The organism is Stenotrophomonas sp. AGC87 (assembly GCF_057333975.1).
On the sequence record NZ_JBHFHW010000006.1, the window covers coordinates 1 to 17,678 of the forward strand.

The following is a 17,678-nucleotide window of genomic DNA, read 5'->3' on the forward strand; positions in this document are numbered from 1 at the left end:
AACCAGAAGTCGTAACGCCCGGCCTGGGCGCGTGCCGGCGCGGGCAATGCCGCAAAGGCGGCACTGCCCAGCATCAGGCGCAGGAACTGTGCGCGGTTCATCGCCACGCACGTTCCCGGGTGTCACCGGCCAGACCAAGAGACGGCCGGTGGCCGTCGCGACCGTTCATCAGACCGCGTCGGACAACGAGGTGAAGGTGAAATCGCGCAGCTTCATCGGCGGGATCATCATCACCAGGCTGGACTCGTCACCGGCCACACGCACCGGCTTGCCGAGTTCTTCGATGTTGTTGAGCATGATCACCGGCGACTCGTTGAAGCGGAAGTTCTTCACCGGGTGCTTGATCTGGCCGTTCTCGATGTAGAAGGTGCCATCGCGGGTCAGGCCGGTCAGCAGCACGGTCTGCGGATCGACCATGCGGATGTACCAGGTGCGCGTGACCAGGATGCCCTTCTGGGTGCCCCGGACCAGCTCGGCGGTGCTCTTGTCGCCACCGGCCATCAGCAGGTTGCCCGGCCGCGCGTTGGCGGTCTTGCCCTGCTTCTGCGCCCAGAAACGCGAGTAGTTGAGGTTGGCGATCTTGCCGTCCTTGATGATGTCCAGCTTCTCGCGCGGCTGCCCTTCGTTGTCCCACGGCAGCACCGCCGCCTCCGGGTGCCACGGGTCGGCCACCATGGTCACGCGTGGGTCGTAGACCTGTTCGCCGAGCTTGTTGCCGCCGCCCTTCCTGGAGAGGAAGCTGCGGCCTTCATCGGCCGAGCGCGCATCGAAGAAGTTCATCATGAAGCTGATCAGGCCAGCCGCGGCCGCCGGCTCCAGGATCACCGTGTACTTGCCCGGCTCCAACGCCTTGGCTTCGGCCGATTCGGTGGCCTTGCGCATGGCGATGCGGATGTCCTGGTCGGCCTTGAAATCGGCGGCATCCTTGAGGTTGCGGCCGACCCAGCCCGAGCCGCGGCCGTCTTCGGTGCGCACGGTGCAGGTGTAATCGAAGTTCGTGCCGCGCTGGTAACCGAAGTTGCCGTTGCTGTTGGCGGTGGCCTGGAAGCTCTGGCCATCTTCCAGGAAGCCGGCGGCGATCAGGCCGTTGCCACGGCACGGCGCGATAGAGTCGGCGGCGACCTTGGCGCGGAACGCCGGGTCGATCGCTGCGGTGGATTCGCTGAAGGGCGGGCTGGACCGGTACGTCTGCTTGCCGATCGCCGGCAGGAACTCCGGGTTCTCCGGGGCCAGGCGGGCCAGATCTTCGGCACGGCGCACCACGCGTTCCAGCGCGGCGTCGTCGAACTCGTTGATCGAGGCGGTGCCGACGCGCTTGCCGAAGGCGACCGTGACGGCCAGTTCGGTGTTGTCGACAATACCGCTGGTGGAGACGTTGTTGAGCGCGAAACGGATGTTGCCGTCGATCGAGCCGGCCAGCACGGCGGTGCACTCATCGGCCTTGGAGAGCGCGATGACCTTGTCGAGGATGGCCTTGGCCTGGGCTTCGGTGAAGATACTCATGGATTGGGGCTCCTGACCGGTCAGCCGAGGCTGCGCGCGGTGTTGATGACGTTGATGCCGTTGAAGCGCGCGGTGGACGAACCGTGCGAGACCGCCGAGACCTGGCCGGGCTGGCCCTTCCCATCGAAGAACGAACCGCCCAGGCGGTAGTCGCTTTCATCGGCCACGGCGGTGCAGGCATTCCAGAACTCCGGCGTGCGGATCTGGTAGGCCACGTCCTCGAGCATGCGGGTGATCTGGCCGTTCTTGATTTCATAGAACAGCTGGCCACCGAACTGCGCGTTGTAGCGCTGCTGATCGATGGAGAACGAACCGTCGCCGATGATGTAGATGCCGTTCTCGACGTCCTTGATCATGTCGGCCACGCTCAGTTTGGTCTTGCCCGGCGCCATCGAGACGTTGGCCATGCGCTGGAACTGCACGCTGGACCAGGAATCGGCATAGCAGCAGCCGTCGGACTCGGTCTTGCCCAGGATATGGGCCTGGTCGCGGATGGTCTGGTAATCCACCAGCTTGCCTTCGCTGATCAGGTCCCAGCGCTTGGTCTTGACGCCTTCATCGTCGTAGCCGACCGCACCGAGGCTGCCCGGCTGGGTCTTGTCGGCGAAGATGTTGACCTTGTCGCTGCCGTACTGGAAATGCTGCTCGCGCTTGTCCAGCGTGGCGAAGCTGGTGCCGGCGTAGTTGGCTTCGTAGCCGAGCACGCGGTCCAGTTCCAGCGGGTGGCCGACCGACTCGTGGATGGTCAGCCAGGTGTGCGACGGATCCAGGATCAGATCGTACTTGCCCGGCTTCACCGACGGTGCCTTGAGCTTCTCCTGCGCCTGCTTGGCCGCGGCGATCGCATCGGCCTTCATGTCATAGGAGTTGCGGTAGTTGACCACGCCGTTGGGCGAGACCGCCTTGCCGGTGCCGACGCCATCAAGGTACTCGTAGCCCAGGCCCATCGGCGAGGACAGCCCCGAGCGGGTGCGGAACTTGCCGGTGCTCTTGTCGATGGCGGTGACCGTCATCGGTGCCCAGATGCGGTGCACGTCCTGGTCGATGTAGGAGCCATCGGTGGAGGCGAAGTACTTCTGCTCGTTGACCAGGAACAGCATCGAGTTGATGAAGCTGGCGCCGGCGCCCATCGCGCCTGCATTGACGTCCAGCAGCAGCTCGACCTTCTCCTTGATCGGCACGTCCATCGCGTTCTTGCGGATCGGGGTGCGCCATGACACCTCACCCACGCCGGGTGCGGCGGCCAGCTGCACCGGGGCGGTCTGCACGCCGGCGTTGGCCTTGGCGATCGCCGCGGCCTGCTGCGCGGCACGCGCCACATCGGTGGTGCCCAGCTGGTTGGTGGCGGCAAAGCCCCAGGCGCCGTTGACGATCACGCGGATGCCCACACCGGTCGATTCGGTGTTCACCACGTTCTGGACCTTGTCCTCGCGGGTGATCACGTACTGGCGCAGGTAGCGGCCGATACGCACATCGCAGTAGGTCGCACCGGCCTGGCGCGCGGCGGCCAGGGCGGCATCGGCCAGGCGCTTTTTCAGCGCCGGATCGAGTGCGCTCTGCAGTTGTTCGGCGGCAATGACCTTGCCGAAGAACGACGGCACGATCAATCCGCCAGCGGTAAGCCCGGTCAGGGCGAGAAAGTCACGTCTTTGCAAGGCAGCTCTCCACGTCGGTGTGGGGGTGGCAGGGAAACAGCGACATCAGGGCGACCGCCGCGGCGGCACAGCCGATTCTTGCGGCCGTACCGGCGCCGCGGTAGTGACATTCGGCACGGAGCGGGAACAGGCTCATCCCAAGCTGCGTGCGGTGTTGATGATGTTGATGCCATCAAAGCGCGTGGTCGATGAGCCATGCGAGACCGCCGAGACCTGGCCCGGCTGGCCCTTGCCATCGAAGAACGAACCACCGAAGCGGAAATCGCGCTCGTCGCAGATCGCGCTGCAGGCATTCCAGAACTCCGGTGTGCGGATCTGGTAGGCGGCGTCCTCGACCATGCCGGTGATCTCACCGTTCTTGATCTGGTAGTACAGCTGGCCGCCGAACTGCGCATTGAAACGCTGCTGGTCGATCGAGTAGGAGCCGCGGCCGTGGATGTAGATGCCGTTCTCCACGTTCTTGATCATGTCGGTCACGCTCAGCGGCGCCTTGCCCGGCGCCAGCGACACGTTGGCCATGCGCTGGAACTGCACGCTGGACCACGAATCGGCATAGCTGCAGCCGTGGCTCTCCTTCTCGCCAAGAATATGCACCTCGTCGCGGGTGGCCTGGTAGTTGACCAGGATGCCGTCCTTGACCAGGTCCCAGCGCTTGGTTTTCACGCCTTCATCGTCGTAGCCCACCGCGCCCAGGCTGCCCGGAGCGGTCTTGTCGGCGAAGAAGTTGACGATGTCGCTGCCCCAGCGGAAGCCCGCATCGCGCTTGTCCAGCGTGGCGAAACTGGTGCCGGCGTAGTTGGCCTCGTAACCGAGCACGCGGTCCAGCTCCAGCGGGTGGCCGACGTTTTCGTGGATGGTGAGGAACAGGTTGGACGGGTCCAGCACCAGGTCGTACTTGCCCGGCTTGACCGACGGCGCCTTGAGCTTCTCCCGCGCATGGCGGGCCGCAGCGATCGCGTCCTCCACCGGATCGTAGGAATCACGGTAGGCGACCACGCCGCCCGGCAGCGCGATCTTGCCGCGCGCCTCGCCATCCAGGAATTCGTAGCCCATGCCCATCGGCGAGGACAGCCCGGCGCGGGTGCGGAACTTGCCGCTGGCCTTGTCGATCGCGGTCGCGGTGAAGGGCAGCCAGATGCGGTGCACATCCTGGTCGATGAAGGAGCCATCGCTGGAGGCGAAGAACTTCTGCTCGTTGACCAGGAACAGCGTGGAGTTGATGAAGTCGGCCCCGGCATTGAGCGCAGCTGCGTTCAGCGACAGCAGCATCTCGACCTTGTCCTTGATCGGCACCGCCATCGCGTTCTTGCGGATCGGGGTCTTCCAGCTCACATCGCCCACGCCGGTGACCGGCGCCAGTTGCACCGGACGGGTCTGGATGCCGGCGTTGGCGCGGGCGATCGCCGCGGCCTGCTCGACGGTGGCCAGCACCGCGGACGGGGTCTGCAGATGGGTCGCGGCAAAGCCCCAGGCGCCGTTGACGATCACTCGGATGCCGATGCCCGAGGACTCGCTGTTGGTGACGTTCTGGACGTTGGCCTCGCGGGTGATGACCGCCTGGTTGAGGTAGCGGCCGATGCGCACGTCGCAGTAGCTGGCACCGGCGCGCTTGGCGGCGGCGAGCGCAGCCTCGGCCAGCGCCTTGCGGCGGCCCACATCACCCGGCTCGAGCAGCTGCTCGGCGGCGATCAGCCGGCCATGCGGCAGTACCAGGCCCGCCAGGCCCATTCCAGACAGCGCTAGAAACTCACGACGTTGCACAGCTCACATCCCCCAAGGACGGCCGACGGCACGCAGGCCCCCGACATTGGACAAGTCTTCGACTTTCGGTGGCATCGCGTAGTGGCACAAGTGACTGCGGTCATGGTTGGATGGACATCGATTCCCTGCCGATGTGACATTCCGATGAGCCAGATACGCTGGTCCGAGGCCTGCGACCGCAACCGCGCACCGATCCTGGCGGTGCTGCAGCGCCACCTCGCCGCCCGCCATCGGGTGCTGGAGATCGGCAGCGGCACCGGCCAACATGCCGAACACTTCGCTGCGGCATTGCCCCACCTGCAATGGCAGGCCAGCGATCATCCCGATCACCTGCCCGGCATCGCCGCCCGGCTCCAGGCCGCCGGCCTGCCCAATACGCCGGCGCCGTGGCCGCTGCAGGCAGAGCTGTCGCCCGTGGCCGGGCTGGGGCCGCTGCCGGACGCACGGCTGGCGTTCGATGCGGTGTTCACTGCCAATACCCTGCACATCATGAGCTGGGCGCACGTGCAGGCGTTGTTCGCCGGGTTGCCTGCCGTGATGGCCGCGGACGCCGTGCTGTGCGTCTACGGTCCGTTCAACGCCCACGGTGCCTACAGCAGCGACAGCAATCGCCAGTTCGATGGGTGGTTGAAGGCGCGGGACCCGGCCTCGGGCATCCGCGATGCCGAAGCGGTGGATGCACTGGCGGCCGGGGTGGGCCTGCAGCTGGCCGAGGACGTGGCGATGCCGGCCAACAACCGCCTGCGGGTCTGGCGGCGCGCCGGGTAGAACCGACCGTTGGTCGGCCGCGCTTGGTGCCGGGCGTGCGCTGCGGTTAGGATCAGGAGGGGAGGTTGTTGTGACAACCTGGGGGAGTTTGCATGGCAGTTGCAAGACAGATGCTGGCCGGCGTGATGCTGGCCATGGGGGCTTGTGTGTTCAATGTGTCGGCGCAATCGCTGCCGGCGGTGCAGGAGTTCTACTTCGACAACGACGTGGCCGCTACGCCGATGGTGGTGGTGGCGGGCAGCAGTGGGGACCTGGTCGACCAGTTGATGAAACAGCGCGAACGCGGCCGCAAGGCGCTCGAGGCGACCGTACAACTGGCCGGCGTGGCGATCGCGCAGGGGCGGCCGGAACTCGGGCGCAGCCTGTACGAGCAGGCGGCGGCCAACGCGGCCGCCAGTTCGGTGCAGGCCCGTTCGGTGCGCTGGAACTACGGCTGGGATCTGTTCCGCCTGGGCGAAGCCGAGGCGGCATTGGCGCAGTGGACCACGGCCCAGAGCGGGATGCGGGGCAACCCGTCGTGGGTACCGCCGACCTACGCGCTGGCCCTGTGGACGCTGGGCCGCAAGAACGACGCGGTGCAGTGGTATGCCGCAGCGGTGCGCACCGAGCCGCAGCAATGGAGCGGGACCGACGGTTATGCGGCGTTGCTGCCGGGCTGGCGTGACAGCGAACGCAGCACGCTGGCCGAGATCCAACAGGCGTGGGCGGAAAAGCCGCCGGCCTGGCCGTGAACCCTTCGATCCCGTGATTCCGCGGGCCTGGCCGTGCCGGCGGACAGGCCCTGATCGCAGTACAGGCGCCGGCTTCGACCATGGTCGGGGCCGGTTGCGCGGGCGATTCGGCTAGGCTGTCGCGATGGCGTTCGATGCATTCGCTCTCATCCTGACCATGCTCGGCCTGGGCATGGCGTTCTCGCGTCTGCGCGCATTGCCGGACAACACTGCCGATGTACTCAACCGCATCGTGCTGTACGTCTGCCTGCCGGCGGCGGTGCTGATCTACGTCCCCCGGCTGCATCTGGATATCAGCCTGATCGGGCTGGTCGCCACGCCGTGGCTGTTGATGCTGTGCACGCTCGCGGCGGTGAGCCTGGCCACGCGCGTCTTCGGCTTCGCCCGCGACGTGCATGCGGTGCTGTTGATCTGCGTGGCGCTGGCCAATTCCAGTTTCATCGGCTACCCGATGGTGCGCGCGCTGCTCGGTGATCACGCGCTGCCCTATGCGGTGGTCTACGACCAGTTCGGCACCTTCGTGCTGCTGTCCACGTTCGGCCTGTATGTGATCGCGCGCTACAGCGGCGACACCCCGCCGACCGCCGCGCAGATCCTGCTGCGGATCGCGAAGTTCCCACCATTGTGGGCGCTGCTGTTCGCCTTGACCCTGATGCCGGAGCAGCCGCCCACCTGGATCGGCACCGGGCTGAAGCAGCTGGCCGATGCGATGCTGCCGCTGGTGATGCTGGCGGTCGGTTTCTCCATCCAGCTGCGGCTGCCACTGGATGAACTCAAGCCGCTGGGCATCGGGTTGCTGCTGAAGCTGCTGGTGATGCCGGCGCTGGCGCTGCCGATCTCCTGGGCGTTCGGCCTGCACGGCACGATGCTGCAGGCCAATGTGCTGGAGTCGGCGATGCCGACCATGATCACCGCCGCCGCGCTGGCAATGTCACATCGCCTGGCCCCGCGCCTGGCCGCTGCACTGGTTGGCTACGGGATCCTGCTGTCGCTGGTGACGCTGCCGGCGTGGGTGTGGGTGTTGCACCGCCTGGCGGCATGATGCGCGCGGATCATTCGTCCGCACTGACGGTGCGCCCGCGTGCCCACTCGCGCAGCGCGGTGACCTGTTCGGCCATCAGCACCGACAACGGCCGGCTGCCGCGGATCTCCTGCATCAGCAGGTCGGTATCCAGCACGCGTGATTCGGCATGCGCGGCGTACAGCCCCGAGACCACCGCCTGTTCGATCTCCGCACCGGAGAAGCCATCCGCCGCGGCCGCCAGCGCGGGCAGCGCGAAGTCGTCGGCATTGAGCTGGCGCTTGCCCAGGTGCAGGCGCAGCAGCTCGACCCGGGTGTTGGCATCGGGCAGATCGACGAAGAAGATCTCGTCGAAACGGCCCTTGCGCAGCAGCTCGGCCGGCAGTTCATGCACCTGGTTGGCGGTGGCAACGATGAACACCGTGCTCTTGCGCTCGGCCAGCCAGGTCAGCAGGTGGCCGAGCACGCGGCGCGACACGCCGCCGTCTTCGCCGCCACTGGCCAGGCCTTTCTCGATCTCGTCGATCCACAGCACGCACGGGGCCAGCTGCTCGGCCGAGGCGAGTGCGTCGCGCAGGTTCTTCTCGGTCTCGCCGTGGTACTTGTCGTACAGGCTGCCGAAGTCCAACCGCAGCAGTGGCACGCCGAAACCGGCCGCGGTCGCCTTGGCCAGCATCGATTTGCCGCAGCCCTGCACACCGAGCAGCAGCATGCCCTTGGGCGGGTCCAGGCCGGCCGGGCCCGCGCCGCCGAGGAATACCGGCCGGCGCTGGTTGACCCAGCGCTTGAGCCGGTTGGCACCGGCCACGTCGGCAAAGCGGGTGGTGTCGTATTCGTAGTGCAGGTGGCCGGCGCGGTTGAGCAGCTCGAACTTGAGCCGGGCCAACTGCGGCAGGTCGTCCTGGCTGAGCGCGCCATCGGCGAAGATCAGCTGGCGGGCGATCCGCCGCGCGTCGACCAGGCTCAGCCCGCGCAGGTTGTGCAGGATCTTCTGGACCGCCTCGTTGTCCACCTCCACGCGCCGCCCGCCGTTCTCGCGGGCATAGGCTTCGGCTTCCTCGCGCAGCATCTTCAGCAGCGCGTTGAGGTCGGGCAGGCGCGGATTGAAGCGGGTGGCCAGCGCTTCCAGCTCGGCCGGCAGCTCGACCTTGGCCCCGATCAGCACCAGCACATGGGCCTGGCAATGCCGCCGCTGGATCAGGTCGCGCAGGGCGCGCTGGTGGCTGGCATAGCCCAGGTAGGGGTGGAAATCGAGCAGCAGGTAGATGCCGCGCTGCTCGGCCTGGCGGATCATCTGCAGGGCCGAACTGGCATCGGGCGGGCCGACCGGGTCGTCCTCGCGGTCCATGTCGATCCGGCGCAGGCCCTCGGTGATCGACCAGCGGTGCAGGGCACGCCAGACATGCATCAGGGTCTGGCGGAACAGCTCCACCACCCGGCCCTCATCCTGGGTCTCGATGATGATCAGCGGGGTGTTGGCGCGGATCAGCGCGCTCAGGTCCTGTAGTTCGCTCATGCTGGCGGTCAGTCCATTGGAACCACCCACGATAGCAAAGCCGTGGCCGTCGGTTCTGGTTCAGCGCTGCGACTATCTCCGTCACAGGCGCCGGTGTAGGCTGCGGGAACGTTCCCCGGAAGCGAGGCTTGCATGAAGACGATCCTGGTGGCCGGTTCCAAGGGCGGGGTGGGCAAGACCACCGTCGCCACCCACCTGGCGGCGCATTCGGCATTGGAAGGCAAACGGACCGTCCTGGCCGATGCCGATCCACAGGGCTCCAGCACCCGCTGGGCGCAACGCCGCTCGGTTCTGGAAAGCGCCGTGCTGCCGATCGATGTGTACCGCAAAAAGAGCTGGGAACGACTGGTTCCCGAGGGCACCGACGAGGTCATCATCGATGCCCCGGCCGGTGCGATGGCCGACGATATTCCGCATTTCCTTGATGCGGCCGACGCCGTCGTGGTGCCGGTGCTGCCCTCCGCGCTGGATATCGAAGCCATCGTCGGCTTCCTCAACAGCCTGTCGCGCGTGCCCCGCGTCCACAACCGCAGCCTGCCGGTCGGGTTGGTGCTAAACCGCACCAAACCCTGGACGCAGACCTCGCAACAGGCGATACAGATGTTGGCCGATTGGCCGTATGAGGTCGTCGCGCAGTTGCGCGACAGCCAAAGCTATGTGGTGATGGTCGGGCTTGGACGGAGTCTGTTCGACTACCGCTCGGCCCAGGTGCGCGAGCACCAGAATGACTGGGAGCCGCTGTTGAAGTGGCTGAAGAACGCCTGACACGAGAGATCCCATGCGAGAACTGATACTGCTGCGTCACGCCCATGCTGAAACCGCCAGCACCGGCCAGGCCGATCTGGACCGCCCGCTGTCGCCGGTCGGTCTGGCCGAAGCCGAGGCCGCCGGCCGCTGGCTCAAGGAAAACAATCTGCTGCCGGACTGCGTGCTCTGCTCGCCGTCGCGGCGGACCCGCGAAACCCTGGAAGCCGTCCTGGGCATCACCGGCTTCGTCGAGAAGCGGCTGGAGGACGCCGTCTACGAGGCCACCCCCGGCACCCTGATGGGGTTGATCGATGCGCGCCGCGATGTGGACCGCCTGCTGGTGGTCGGCCATAACCCCGGCCTGGAACAACTGGTGGCCCTGATGAGCGAGGGCACCAGCAGCGATTACCGCGGCATGCCGCCGGGCGGGATCGCAGTCTTGGCCTTCGACCGTGAGGCCGCCATCGAGCCTGGCGTGGCCAGCCTGACCGCCTTCTGGTGGCCGTAAGCAGTGTGGGCAGTCCGCGCGGCGTGGTTCGGGCTGCTGTTGATGGCAGGGGCGGTGTATGCCGCCCCGCCGTCGTCGGTACCGGCTCCGACCAGCCATGCCCTGGCCTTCGATACGGCCAGCTCGCGCTTCGGGTTTGAGATCCGGACGCGGCTGGGGCAGCGCATCGAGGGCGTGTTCCCGCGCTTTGAAGGCAACATCGAGGTGCTCTCCGACGGCCGCCACCAGGTGCACCTGCGGATGTTCACCCGTTATGTGGAAATCCCCGGCAAGCCCCGCTACACCGGCTGGATGCGCGGCGAAGAGTTCTTCGACTCGGCCCGCTACCCGGTGGTCGAGTTCGACTCGCTGCCCTACTGGCCCGAGGTGGTGGACAAGGGCGGTGCCATTGAAGGCCGCTTGATCCTGCGCGGGGTCAGCCACCCGGAGACCCTGCGGGTCGAGCCGCCGGCCTGTGCCCGGGCCGGGTATGATTGCGATGTGGTCAGCCGCGGTACCGTCCAACGTGGCCGGTATGGAATGGACAGCTGGCAGCTTGCCCTGAGTGATCGAGTGACCTTTGTATTGCGTGCGCGTCTGAGCGAGGCGCCGAAACCGTGAACCCATTGCTGCGTCTGTTGGTGCTGGCAACGCTGTTGCTGGGCAGCGGCTGTGCCTCGCTGTCCAACGCCGAGCGCGAGCGCGCGGCCGGCATCGCCGTGCAGGCGCGTTCGACCGTGGTCGACTGCGACCAGCCGGACCGCTGCGCGCTGGATTCACCGCTGCGTGCGCTCGGTGGCCGTGCGTTCGCCGAATCCCACGCCGGCCAGCCGCGCCACTACGCCACCATCCTCGACGAAGGGGAAGTCTCCCTCGTCGCGCGCTTGAACCTGATCCGCAGCGCCACGCGCAGCATCGACCTGCAGACCTACATCTTCGACAAGGACGACAGCGCCCGGCTGGTGCTGGACGAACTGCAGGCGGCCGCCCGCCGCGGGGTCAAGGTGCGCGTGCTGATCGACCAGCTCTCGGCGATCTCCGATCTGGAGATTCTCGGCGCCCTGTCCGGCAGCCATGCCAACTTCGAACTGCGGGTCTACAACCCGACCTTCGGCAAGGCACGCCTGAACTACTTCGACTACGCCGCCAGCGTGGTCTGCTGCTTCCGCCGCTTCAACCAGCGCATGCACAACAAGCTGCTGGTGGTCGATGATGCGTTGGGCGTGGTCGGTGGGCGCAATTACCAGGACGACTATTACGACTGGGACAGTGAGTACAACTTCCGCGACCGCGACGTGATCGTGGCCGGCCCGGAAGTGCGCGAGATGGCCGCCAACTTCGATGCCTTCTGGCGCGCGCCGCGCAGCGTGCCGGCCGAACGCCTCAACGATGTGGGGCGAACACTGCTCCGCCAGGGCGTACCGGCCATGCCGCCGGCCGACTTCCGGCGCCCGGAGCGGGTCGAGCGGGTCAGCGAAGAAGCCGACGATCCGGACTTCGTGCGGCGTACCTTCGTCGATACCGCTCTGCCGGTGGCCTCGGTGCAGTACGTCGCGGACCTGCCACGCAAACATCGCCGCGAACGCGCCAGCCAGCCGGTCAACGGCCAGCACGTGACCGAACCGCAACTGGATGCGTTGATCGCCAGCGCGCAGTCCGAAGTGCTGCTGCAGACCCCTTACCTGGTGCTGTCCAAGCCGGCGCAGCGGCTGTTCCGCGACCTGCGCAAGCGCGAGCACGCACCGCGCGTGGTGGTCTCGAGCAACAGCCTGGCCGCCACCGACAACCCGATCGTCTACGCGCTGTCCTACAAGTACAAGCGCCGCAACCTGCGTGAGCTCGGCTTCAACATCTACGAGTTCAAGCCGTTCCCGCTTGATGCACCGGTCGACTACCGCAACCTGCTGCCGGCCCCGCTGGGTACCGAGGCGCCGCCGTCACAGGGCAAGCGCAGCAGTCTGCTTGGCGGCAGTGCGGCCGGCAGCAATGCGCGCGGCAGCGGCAGTGCCGACGCCCGCCGCGGCCGTGATGCCGGCAGCGATGTGGACAGTGGCCGCGATGCCCAGGCCACGCGCCAGCCCACGCCGGGGCCAGCCGCGCGCCGGCGGACCGATGGCAGCGTGGTCGAGCGGCGCGTGCTGCGCGCCGAAACCCGGCCCTCGTTCCTGGGCACCAAGGCGGTCAACAAGCCGCTGCCGGTCACCCGCAAGGGTGCGCGCATGGGCCTGCATGCCAAGTCGATGGTGGTGGACCGCCGCATCGGCGTGATCGGCACGCACAACTTCGACCCGCGCAGCGAGAACTACAACACCGAAGGCGCAGTGATCATCGATGACCCGGTGTTCGCCGAGGCGCTGGCGCAGAGCATCCTGCGCGACATCCACCCGCAGAACTCCTGGGTGGTCGCGCCGCGTGCCAAGCCGCCGGTGCTGTCCGGCCTGAACTACAGCGTCGGCAAGGCCTCCGAGGCGCTGCCGGTGCTCGATTTCTGGCCATGGCGCTACGCCACCGATTACGAATTCCAGCCAGGGCCCGCGTGCCCGGAGCCGCTCAAGCGGCAGGACCCGGCCTTCCACACCTGCTATGTCGCCGTCGGGGATTTCCCCGAGGTGAACGTCGGGCCGAAGTGGCTGCTGGTGCGCATGCTCACCGCCTTCGGCGCCGGGCTGGTTCCGATTCTGTAAGTCTGCAACCCCACGGAGAAGCTGCATGTCCCAGGTATTCCGCGACGCGGTGTCCATCGAAGCGCTCAACGCGCTCAGCCGCAACACGCTCATCGAGCACCTGGGCATCGCGTTCACCGCCGCGGGCGAGGACTGGATCAGCGCGACCATGCCGGTCGACGAACGCACCCGCCAGCCGTACGGCATCCTCCACGGCGGGGCGTCGGTGGTGCTGGCCGAAACCCTGGGCAGCAGTGCCGGCAACCTGTGCGTGGATACCACCGCGCAGGTCTGCGTGGGGCTGGAGATCAATGCCAACCACATCCGCGCCGTGCGCGCCGGCACGGTGACCGGCACCGCGCGCGCGGTGCATGTCGGGCGCAGCACCCAGGTGTGGGACATCCGCATTGAGGACGAGGCCGGCAAGCTGGTCTGTACCTCGCGGTTGACGCTGGCGGTGGTGCCCGCCGTGCGCCCGGGCTGATCGCGCGCATGGCACGGATGCTGTGTTGCGTGGCCCACGACAGTGCGCCGGCGCATGTGGGGATGGCCGTTGTGCCGCCGGTGGCCGTTGGCTTGACGGCTTGCGGCGGCTGGCTTGCGCACGCCATCGATTTGTCCGGATTCCGCTGGCAGAGCCTGCGGCGCTCGGGTATCGTTCGCGGATGAATTCCCCCACTCCGGCCTCACGTGGCGGCGTGGCGCGTGTGTGCCGTTACCTGTACCGCGTACCGCTGCTGCTGGTCCACCTGTTGCTGTTCCTGCCGATGCTGCTGATCGCCATGCTGCCGCCGTGGGGGCGTGTGCGTGTGGGCGAGCGCACGTTCGAACATGCGGCGGTGAACGCCTGGTCGGCCGGCCTGATGTGGATCTTCGGCTTCCGCCTGCACCGGATCGGCACGCCGCTGCCGGGCGCGGTGCTGTTCGTGGCCAACCATGTCAGCTGGGTCGATATCTCGATGCTGCACAGCCAGCGGATGATGGGCTTCGTGGCCAAGCAGGAGATCGCCGGCTGGCCGGTGGTCGGTTGGCTGGCCGCGCGTGGGCAGACCATTTTCCACCAGCGTGGCAGCACCGAATCGTTGGGCGGCGTGATGCAGGAAATGGTCGTGCGCCTGCGCGAAGGCAAGGCGGTCGGCGTGTTCCCCGAAGGGCGCACCCGCGGTGGCCATGAAGTCGGGCCGTTCCATGCGCGCATCTTCCAGGCCGCGGTCGAGACCCAGGTCCCGATCCAGCCGGTCGCGTTGCGGTATGGCTGGCGCGGAGACGCGCAGACCATTGTCGCGTTCGGCCCGAAAGAGAGCTTCTTCGCCAACTTCCTGCGTCTGCTGGGAGAGCCGGCACGGCGGGCCGAGGTGCACTTCCTCGCGCCCATTGATACCCACGATCTGGAAGGCCGTCGCCGCATCGCAGAAACCTCGCGTGCGCGCATCCTGGCGGCCATGTCCGCCGAGTAAGCGGTGGTGTTCCTTCACACGCCAGCGTCGCGGCCGGGAGCAGGCTCGCGCCCATGTTGACCGCTGCCGACTATCACCCCCCGCGTTGGCTGCGCAATCCGCACCTGCAGTCGATGCTCAGCTCCAGCCGGATGCGCATGCAGCGCGGCCTGGTGCTGCTTGCGGCCACCGGCGCACATACCGACGAACTCATTCTCGATGGCGGCGAAGGCGTCCGCCTGCAGGGCTGGCACAGCTATATCCAGGGGCGCCAGCCGATCGGCATGGCGTTGCTGCTGCATGGCTGGGAAGGCAGTGCCGAATCCAGCTACATGCGCATGACCGCCGCGCGGCTGCTGGAGGAGGGCTACGACGTGGTGCGGCTGAACTTCCGCGACCACGGCAACACCCACCACCTCAACCCCGGCATCTTCCACTCCAACCGCATCGATGAAGTGGTGCGGGCCGCCGGCGACATCGCCCGGCGCTGGCCCGAGCTGCCGCTGGTCGCGGCCGGTTACTCGCTGGGTGGCAACTTCGTGCTCCGCCTGGCCCTGCGTGCGCCCGCGGCCGGCGTGCCGCTGCGCCGCGTGGCCTCGGTCTGCCCGGTGCTGGACCCGGCGATCACGATGGAGAGCATCGAGAACGGCCCGGCAATGTATGACTGGTACTTCCGGCGTAAATGGGCTGGTTCGCTGCGCCGCAAGCGCGATCTGTTCCCCGAGCTGAGCGACTGGGACGACCGCGTGCTCAAGCTGGACATCCGCGCGCTGACCGCCTGGCTGGTCGAGCACCACACCGAGTTCGGCTCGCTGCAGGCCTACTTCGATGGCTACTCCATCGCGGGTGATCGCCTGGCCGGGCTGCAGGTGCCGGCCGACATCCTGATGGCCCAGGACGATCCGGTGATCCCGTTCGCCACCTTCAACGGCTGGCGTCTGCCGGCCCATGCCCACCTGGAGATCGCCCCGTGGGGCGGCCACTGCGGCTTCCTGGAAAACTGGCGCGGCGATGGCTTCTCCGAGCGCTGGGTGGCCCAGCGGCTGCGGATCGAGGCGAATACCCCCGCCTGACAGGCCGTTCTGGCCGGCCGGCCCCGCTACAATCGGGGTTTGCCCTCGAGTTCGGACCGTCATGCAAGACCAGATTCTCCAAGCCCTGCGCCGCAATGCGGTGGACGATGCCGTGCAGCTGGCGCGCGAATGGACCACGGCCGAGCCGGAGCAGCCGCAGGCGCACCGCTGGCTGTCGCTGTCGCTGCAGCAGCAAGGCCAGTTCGATGACGCGCTGGCGAGCCTGCAGCAGGCGCTGACGCTTGCCCCGGACAACGCCGACCTGCACCTCCAGCAGGCTGGCCTGCTGCTGGCCCTGCGCCAGTTCGATGCGGCCGGCTCGGCACTGGACCGCACCGCCGAGCTCAATCCCAACGAACTGTCCGCCTACGTGATGCAGGCGCATCTGGCACTGGCCCGCAACGACGTGGATGAAGCGGATCGGCTGACCCGGCTGGCCACCCGCGTAGACGAGGATCATCCGGAGCTGGCCGCGCTGACGGGTATGGTCGCGCTGCGCCGTGGCGAGGTGGATCGCGCGCTGGCCCTGTTGTCAGCCGCCGGCGAAGCGCTGCCGGGCGATTCGCGGGTGCTGTATGCGCTCGGCTTCGCTTACATGGGCAAGGACATGCTGGCGTTCGCCGAGCAGTGCTTCCGCCGCGTACTGGAATTGAACCCGAGCGTCACCTCGCTGCAGGGCCTGATCGTGCAGCTGGCGCTGCGCCAGGGCCACGTGGACGTGGCCGCCGAGATGATGCGTCAGGTGCTGGCGACGCCGGCCGGCGACAGCCCGGCCATGCGCCGCCTGGCCGGCGAGCTGGAGTTGCAGGCCGGGCAACCGCTGCAGGCGCTCGAGCACCTGCTGCCGGTGCTGGCGCAGTGGCCATCCGATCGCCACACGCTGCAGCTGCTGCTGATGGCCTGGCAGCGCCTGGGGCGCGAGCAGCAGGCCCGGGAGACGCTGGATGCGACGCTGGCCGACCATCCTGAGATCCACGATCTGTGGATGGCGCGCCTCACCGTCGAGCCCGTGGGGAGCCCGGAAGCGGTCGCCGTCGGCGAGCGCTGGCTGCAGGCCATGCCCGAGCATCTGCCGGCCCTGGAGACGCGCCTGCGCCTGCACGACATGAACAACGAAGAAGACGCGGCTGAAGCCGTGGCCGAGCGCATCGTCGCGCTGGAGCCGGGCCGGGTCTCGGGCGAAGTGCGACTGGTCGACGGCCTGCTCAAGCGCGACCCGGCCGCCGCGATCGCCCGCGTGCAGGCCCTGCACGATGGTGCGCCCGAGGGCGCCAGGTCCTCCCTGCGTGCCTGGCTGGGGTCGGTCCAGGACCGTGCCGGCCAGTACCACGATGCTCTGCGCACCTGGGTGGACCTGCATGCCGCCGAGGCACCGCAGCGCCTGCCGCTGCCGCCGCAGGCCAAGGCCCCGCTGAGCTGGCCGGAGCTGGCGCCGGTCGCCGAAGACAACGCGATCGCGCCGATCTTCGTCTGGGGTGCCCCGGGCTCGGGCGTGGAACGCGTGGTCGCCGCGATGGCCGCGGCCAGCCCGGTGATCCGCGGTGACCGCTTCGGACCGAACCCGCCCAACGATGCCTTCCAGAGCTATCACACCCTGCAGGATCTCTCGACCGGCAAGCTGACGCCGGAGGCACTGGTCGCCCAGTGGCAGGAGCAGCTGCCGGCACGGGGGCTCAAGGACGGCGCGGTGATCGACTGGCTGCTGTGGTGGGACAACGCGCTGCTCTGGGCATTGCGCCCGCAGCTGCCGGAGGGCCGCCTGATCATCGCCCTGCGCGATCCGCGCGACATGCTGCTGGAGTGGATCGCCTTCGGTGCCCCGGCCCCGTTCGCGGTGAACTCGGTGCATGAAGCGGCCGAGTGGCTGGCGCGCTCGCTCGCCCAGATCGCGACCCTGCACGAGCAGGATCTGTACCCCAACGCGCTGGTGCGCATCGACGATATCGGGCACGACGCGCAGGCCATGGCCCAGCATCTGGGCAACCTGTTCGGCATGCGTTTCCCGCCGGCGCCCACGCTTGGCCCGGCCCGCATGGCCCCCGGCCACTGGCGCGATTATCGCGAGGTGATGGGCCCGGCCTTCGCGCTGCTGACCTCGGTCGCAGTGCGCCTGGGCTACCCGGAAGCGTGAGGAGACCGGTATGCATCTGAGCAGTGACAGCATCACCAACGGCCAGCCGATCGCCGCCACGTTCGCGGCCGGCAACGCCGAGGGCTTCGCGCCCAACCGCAACCCGCAGCTGGCCTGGCACGACGTGCCGGCCGGTACCCGTTCGTTCGCGCTGCTGTGCATCGACCCGGATGTGGCGCCCCGGCC

At 67.8% G+C, this 17,678-nt stretch carries 15 protein-coding genes and 1 pseudogene; 12 read left to right on the plus strand and 4 right to left on the minus strand.

The features are described 5' to 3' along the window. Window positions 1-168: 168 nt before the first annotated feature. The 3 genes from ACE026_RS03150 to ACE026_RS03160 form a co-directional block, all read right to left on the minus strand. Window positions 169-1,503 (minus strand): TldD/PmbA family protein, encoded by a 1,335-nt coding sequence (locus ACE026_RS03150; RefSeq protein WP_486037780.1) that lies wholly within the window; start codon window positions 1,501-1,503, stop codon window positions 169-171. 20 nt (window positions 1,504-1,523) lie between these two features. After that, a complete protein-coding gene (locus ACE026_RS03155; RefSeq protein WP_486037782.1) occupies window positions 1,524-3,158 on the minus strand; it encodes a TldD/PmbA family protein in 1,635 nt (544 codons plus the stop codon). A 132-nt stretch (window positions 3,159-3,290) separates the two neighbouring features. Then, entirely contained in the window at window positions 3,291-4,919 is a 1,629-nt protein-coding gene (locus ACE026_RS03160) for a TldD/PmbA family protein (RefSeq protein WP_486037783.1), read from the minus strand. Between the two features lie 144 nt (window positions 4,920-5,063). Here ACE026_RS03160 and ACE026_RS03165 point away from each other — a divergent pair, with 144 nt between their 5' ends. The 3 genes from ACE026_RS03165 to ACE026_RS03175 all read left to right on the plus strand — a co-directional run bounded on the left by ACE026_RS03165 (window position 5,064) and on the right by ACE026_RS03175 (window position 7,460). Beyond that, a complete protein-coding gene (locus ACE026_RS03165) occupies window positions 5,064-5,687 on the plus strand; it encodes a DUF938 domain-containing protein (RefSeq protein WP_486037784.1) in 624 nt (207 codons plus the stop codon). A 92-nt stretch (window positions 5,688-5,779) separates the two neighbouring features. Further along, window positions 5,780-6,418, plus strand: a complete 639-nt coding sequence (locus ACE026_RS03170; RefSeq protein ID WP_486037786.1) for a tetratricopeptide repeat protein — start codon at window positions 5,780-5,782, stop codon at window positions 6,416-6,418. A 124-nt stretch (window positions 6,419-6,542) separates the two neighbouring features. Next, complete coding sequence (locus ACE026_RS03175) at window positions 6,543-7,460, plus strand: AEC family transporter (RefSeq protein WP_486037788.1); 918 nt, start codon at window positions 6,543-6,545, stop codon at window positions 7,458-7,460. A gap of 10 nt (window positions 7,461-7,470) precedes the next feature. Here ACE026_RS03175 and ACE026_RS03180 read toward each other — a convergent pair whose 3' ends face one another. Continuing rightward, window positions 7,471-8,955, minus strand: a complete 1,485-nt coding sequence (locus tag ACE026_RS03180; RefSeq protein WP_486037790.1) for an AAA family ATPase — start codon at window positions 8,953-8,955, stop codon at window positions 7,471-7,473. 132 nt (window positions 8,956-9,087) lie between these two features. Here ACE026_RS03180 and ACE026_RS03185 point away from each other — a divergent pair, with 132 nt between their 5' ends. The 9 genes and pseudogenes from ACE026_RS03185 to ACE026_RS03225 form a co-directional block, all read left to right on the plus strand. Then, a complete protein-coding gene (locus ACE026_RS03185) occupies window positions 9,088-9,720 on the plus strand; it encodes a ParA family protein (protein WP_486037792.1) in 633 nt (210 codons plus the stop codon). A gap of 13 nt (window positions 9,721-9,733) precedes the next feature. Next, the gene (locus tag ACE026_RS03190) at window positions 9,734-10,210 is read left to right on the plus strand and encodes a SixA phosphatase family protein (protein WP_121043976.1); all 477 of its coding nucleotides are present in this window, start codon (window positions 9,734-9,736) and stop codon (window positions 10,208-10,210) included. A gap of 42 nt (window positions 10,211-10,252) precedes the next feature. Then, window positions 10,253-10,810: a YceI family protein gene (locus tag ACE026_RS03195; RefSeq protein ID WP_486037819.1), complete on the plus strand. Its 558-nt coding sequence runs from the start codon at window positions 10,253-10,255 to the stop codon at window positions 10,808-10,810. Beyond that, a complete protein-coding gene (locus tag ACE026_RS03200) occupies window positions 10,807-12,873 on the plus strand; it encodes a phospholipase D family protein (RefSeq protein WP_486037795.1) in 2,067 nt (688 codons plus the stop codon). Before ACE026_RS03195 ends, ACE026_RS03200 begins: the two co-directional genes overlap by 4 nt. A 25-nt stretch (window positions 12,874-12,898) precedes the next feature. After that, on the plus strand, window positions 12,899-13,336 hold the full coding sequence (locus ACE026_RS03205) for a hotdog fold thioesterase (RefSeq protein ID WP_313211213.1): 438 nt from the start codon (window positions 12,899-12,901) through the stop codon (window positions 13,334-13,336). Between the two features lie 181 nt (window positions 13,337-13,517). After that, on the plus strand, window positions 13,518-14,309 hold the full coding sequence (locus ACE026_RS03210) for a lysophospholipid acyltransferase family protein (protein ID WP_121043987.1): 792 nt from the start codon (window positions 13,518-13,520) through the stop codon (window positions 14,307-14,309). Between the two features lie 56 nt (window positions 14,310-14,365). After that, the gene (locus ACE026_RS03215; RefSeq protein WP_486037821.1) at window positions 14,366-15,361 is read left to right on the plus strand and encodes a YheT family hydrolase; all 996 of its coding nucleotides are present in this window, start codon (window positions 14,366-14,368) and stop codon (window positions 15,359-15,361) included. Window positions 15,362-15,422: 61 nt separating this feature from the next. Beyond that, window positions 15,423-17,492: a tetratricopeptide repeat protein gene (locus ACE026_RS03220; RefSeq protein ID WP_486037797.1), complete on the plus strand. Its 2,070-nt coding sequence runs from the start codon at window positions 15,423-15,425 to the stop codon at window positions 17,490-17,492. A 10-nt stretch (window positions 17,493-17,502) separates the two neighbouring features. Then, a pseudogene (locus ACE026_RS03225) lies at window positions 17,503-17,678 on the plus strand (YbhB/YbcL family Raf kinase inhibitor-like protein); the annotation flags it as partial.

Excerpts from the sequence above, each read along its gene's own strand:
- ACE026_RS03150 (WP_486037780.1), bottom strand. The coding sequence starts at position 1,503 with ATGAGTATCTTCACCGAAGCCCAGGCCAAGGCCATCCTCGACAAGGTC.
- ACE026_RS03165 (WP_486037784.1), top strand. The coding sequence starts at position 5,064 with ATGAGCCAGATACGCTGGTCCGAGGCCTGCGACCGCAACCGCGCACCG.
- ACE026_RS03170 (WP_486037786.1), top strand. The coding sequence starts at position 5,780 with ATGGCAGTTGCAAGACAGATGCTGGCCGGCGTGATGCTGGCCATGGGG.
- ACE026_RS03175 (WP_486037788.1), top strand. The coding sequence starts at position 6,543 with ATGGCGTTCGATGCATTCGCTCTCATCCTGACCATGCTCGGCCTGGGC.
- ACE026_RS03180 (WP_486037790.1), bottom strand. The coding sequence starts at position 8,955 with ATGAGCGAACTACAGGACCTGAGCGCGCTGATCCGCGCCAACACCCCG.
- ACE026_RS03185 (WP_486037792.1), top strand. The coding sequence starts at position 9,088 with ATGAAGACGATCCTGGTGGCCGGTTCCAAGGGCGGGGTGGGCAAGACC.
- ACE026_RS03190 (WP_121043976.1), top strand. The coding sequence starts at position 9,734 with ATGCGAGAACTGATACTGCTGCGTCACGCCCATGCTGAAACCGCCAGC.
- ACE026_RS03195 (WP_486037819.1), top strand. The coding sequence starts at position 10,253 with ATGGCAGGGGCGGTGTATGCCGCCCCGCCGTCGTCGGTACCGGCTCCG.
- ACE026_RS03205 (WP_313211213.1), top strand. The coding sequence starts at position 12,899 with ATGTCCCAGGTATTCCGCGACGCGGTGTCCATCGAAGCGCTCAACGCG.
- ACE026_RS03210 (WP_121043987.1), top strand. The coding sequence starts at position 13,518 with ATGAATTCCCCCACTCCGGCCTCACGTGGCGGCGTGGCGCGTGTGTGC.
- ACE026_RS03220 (WP_486037797.1), top strand. The coding sequence starts at position 15,423 with ATGCAAGACCAGATTCTCCAAGCCCTGCGCCGCAATGCGGTGGACGAT.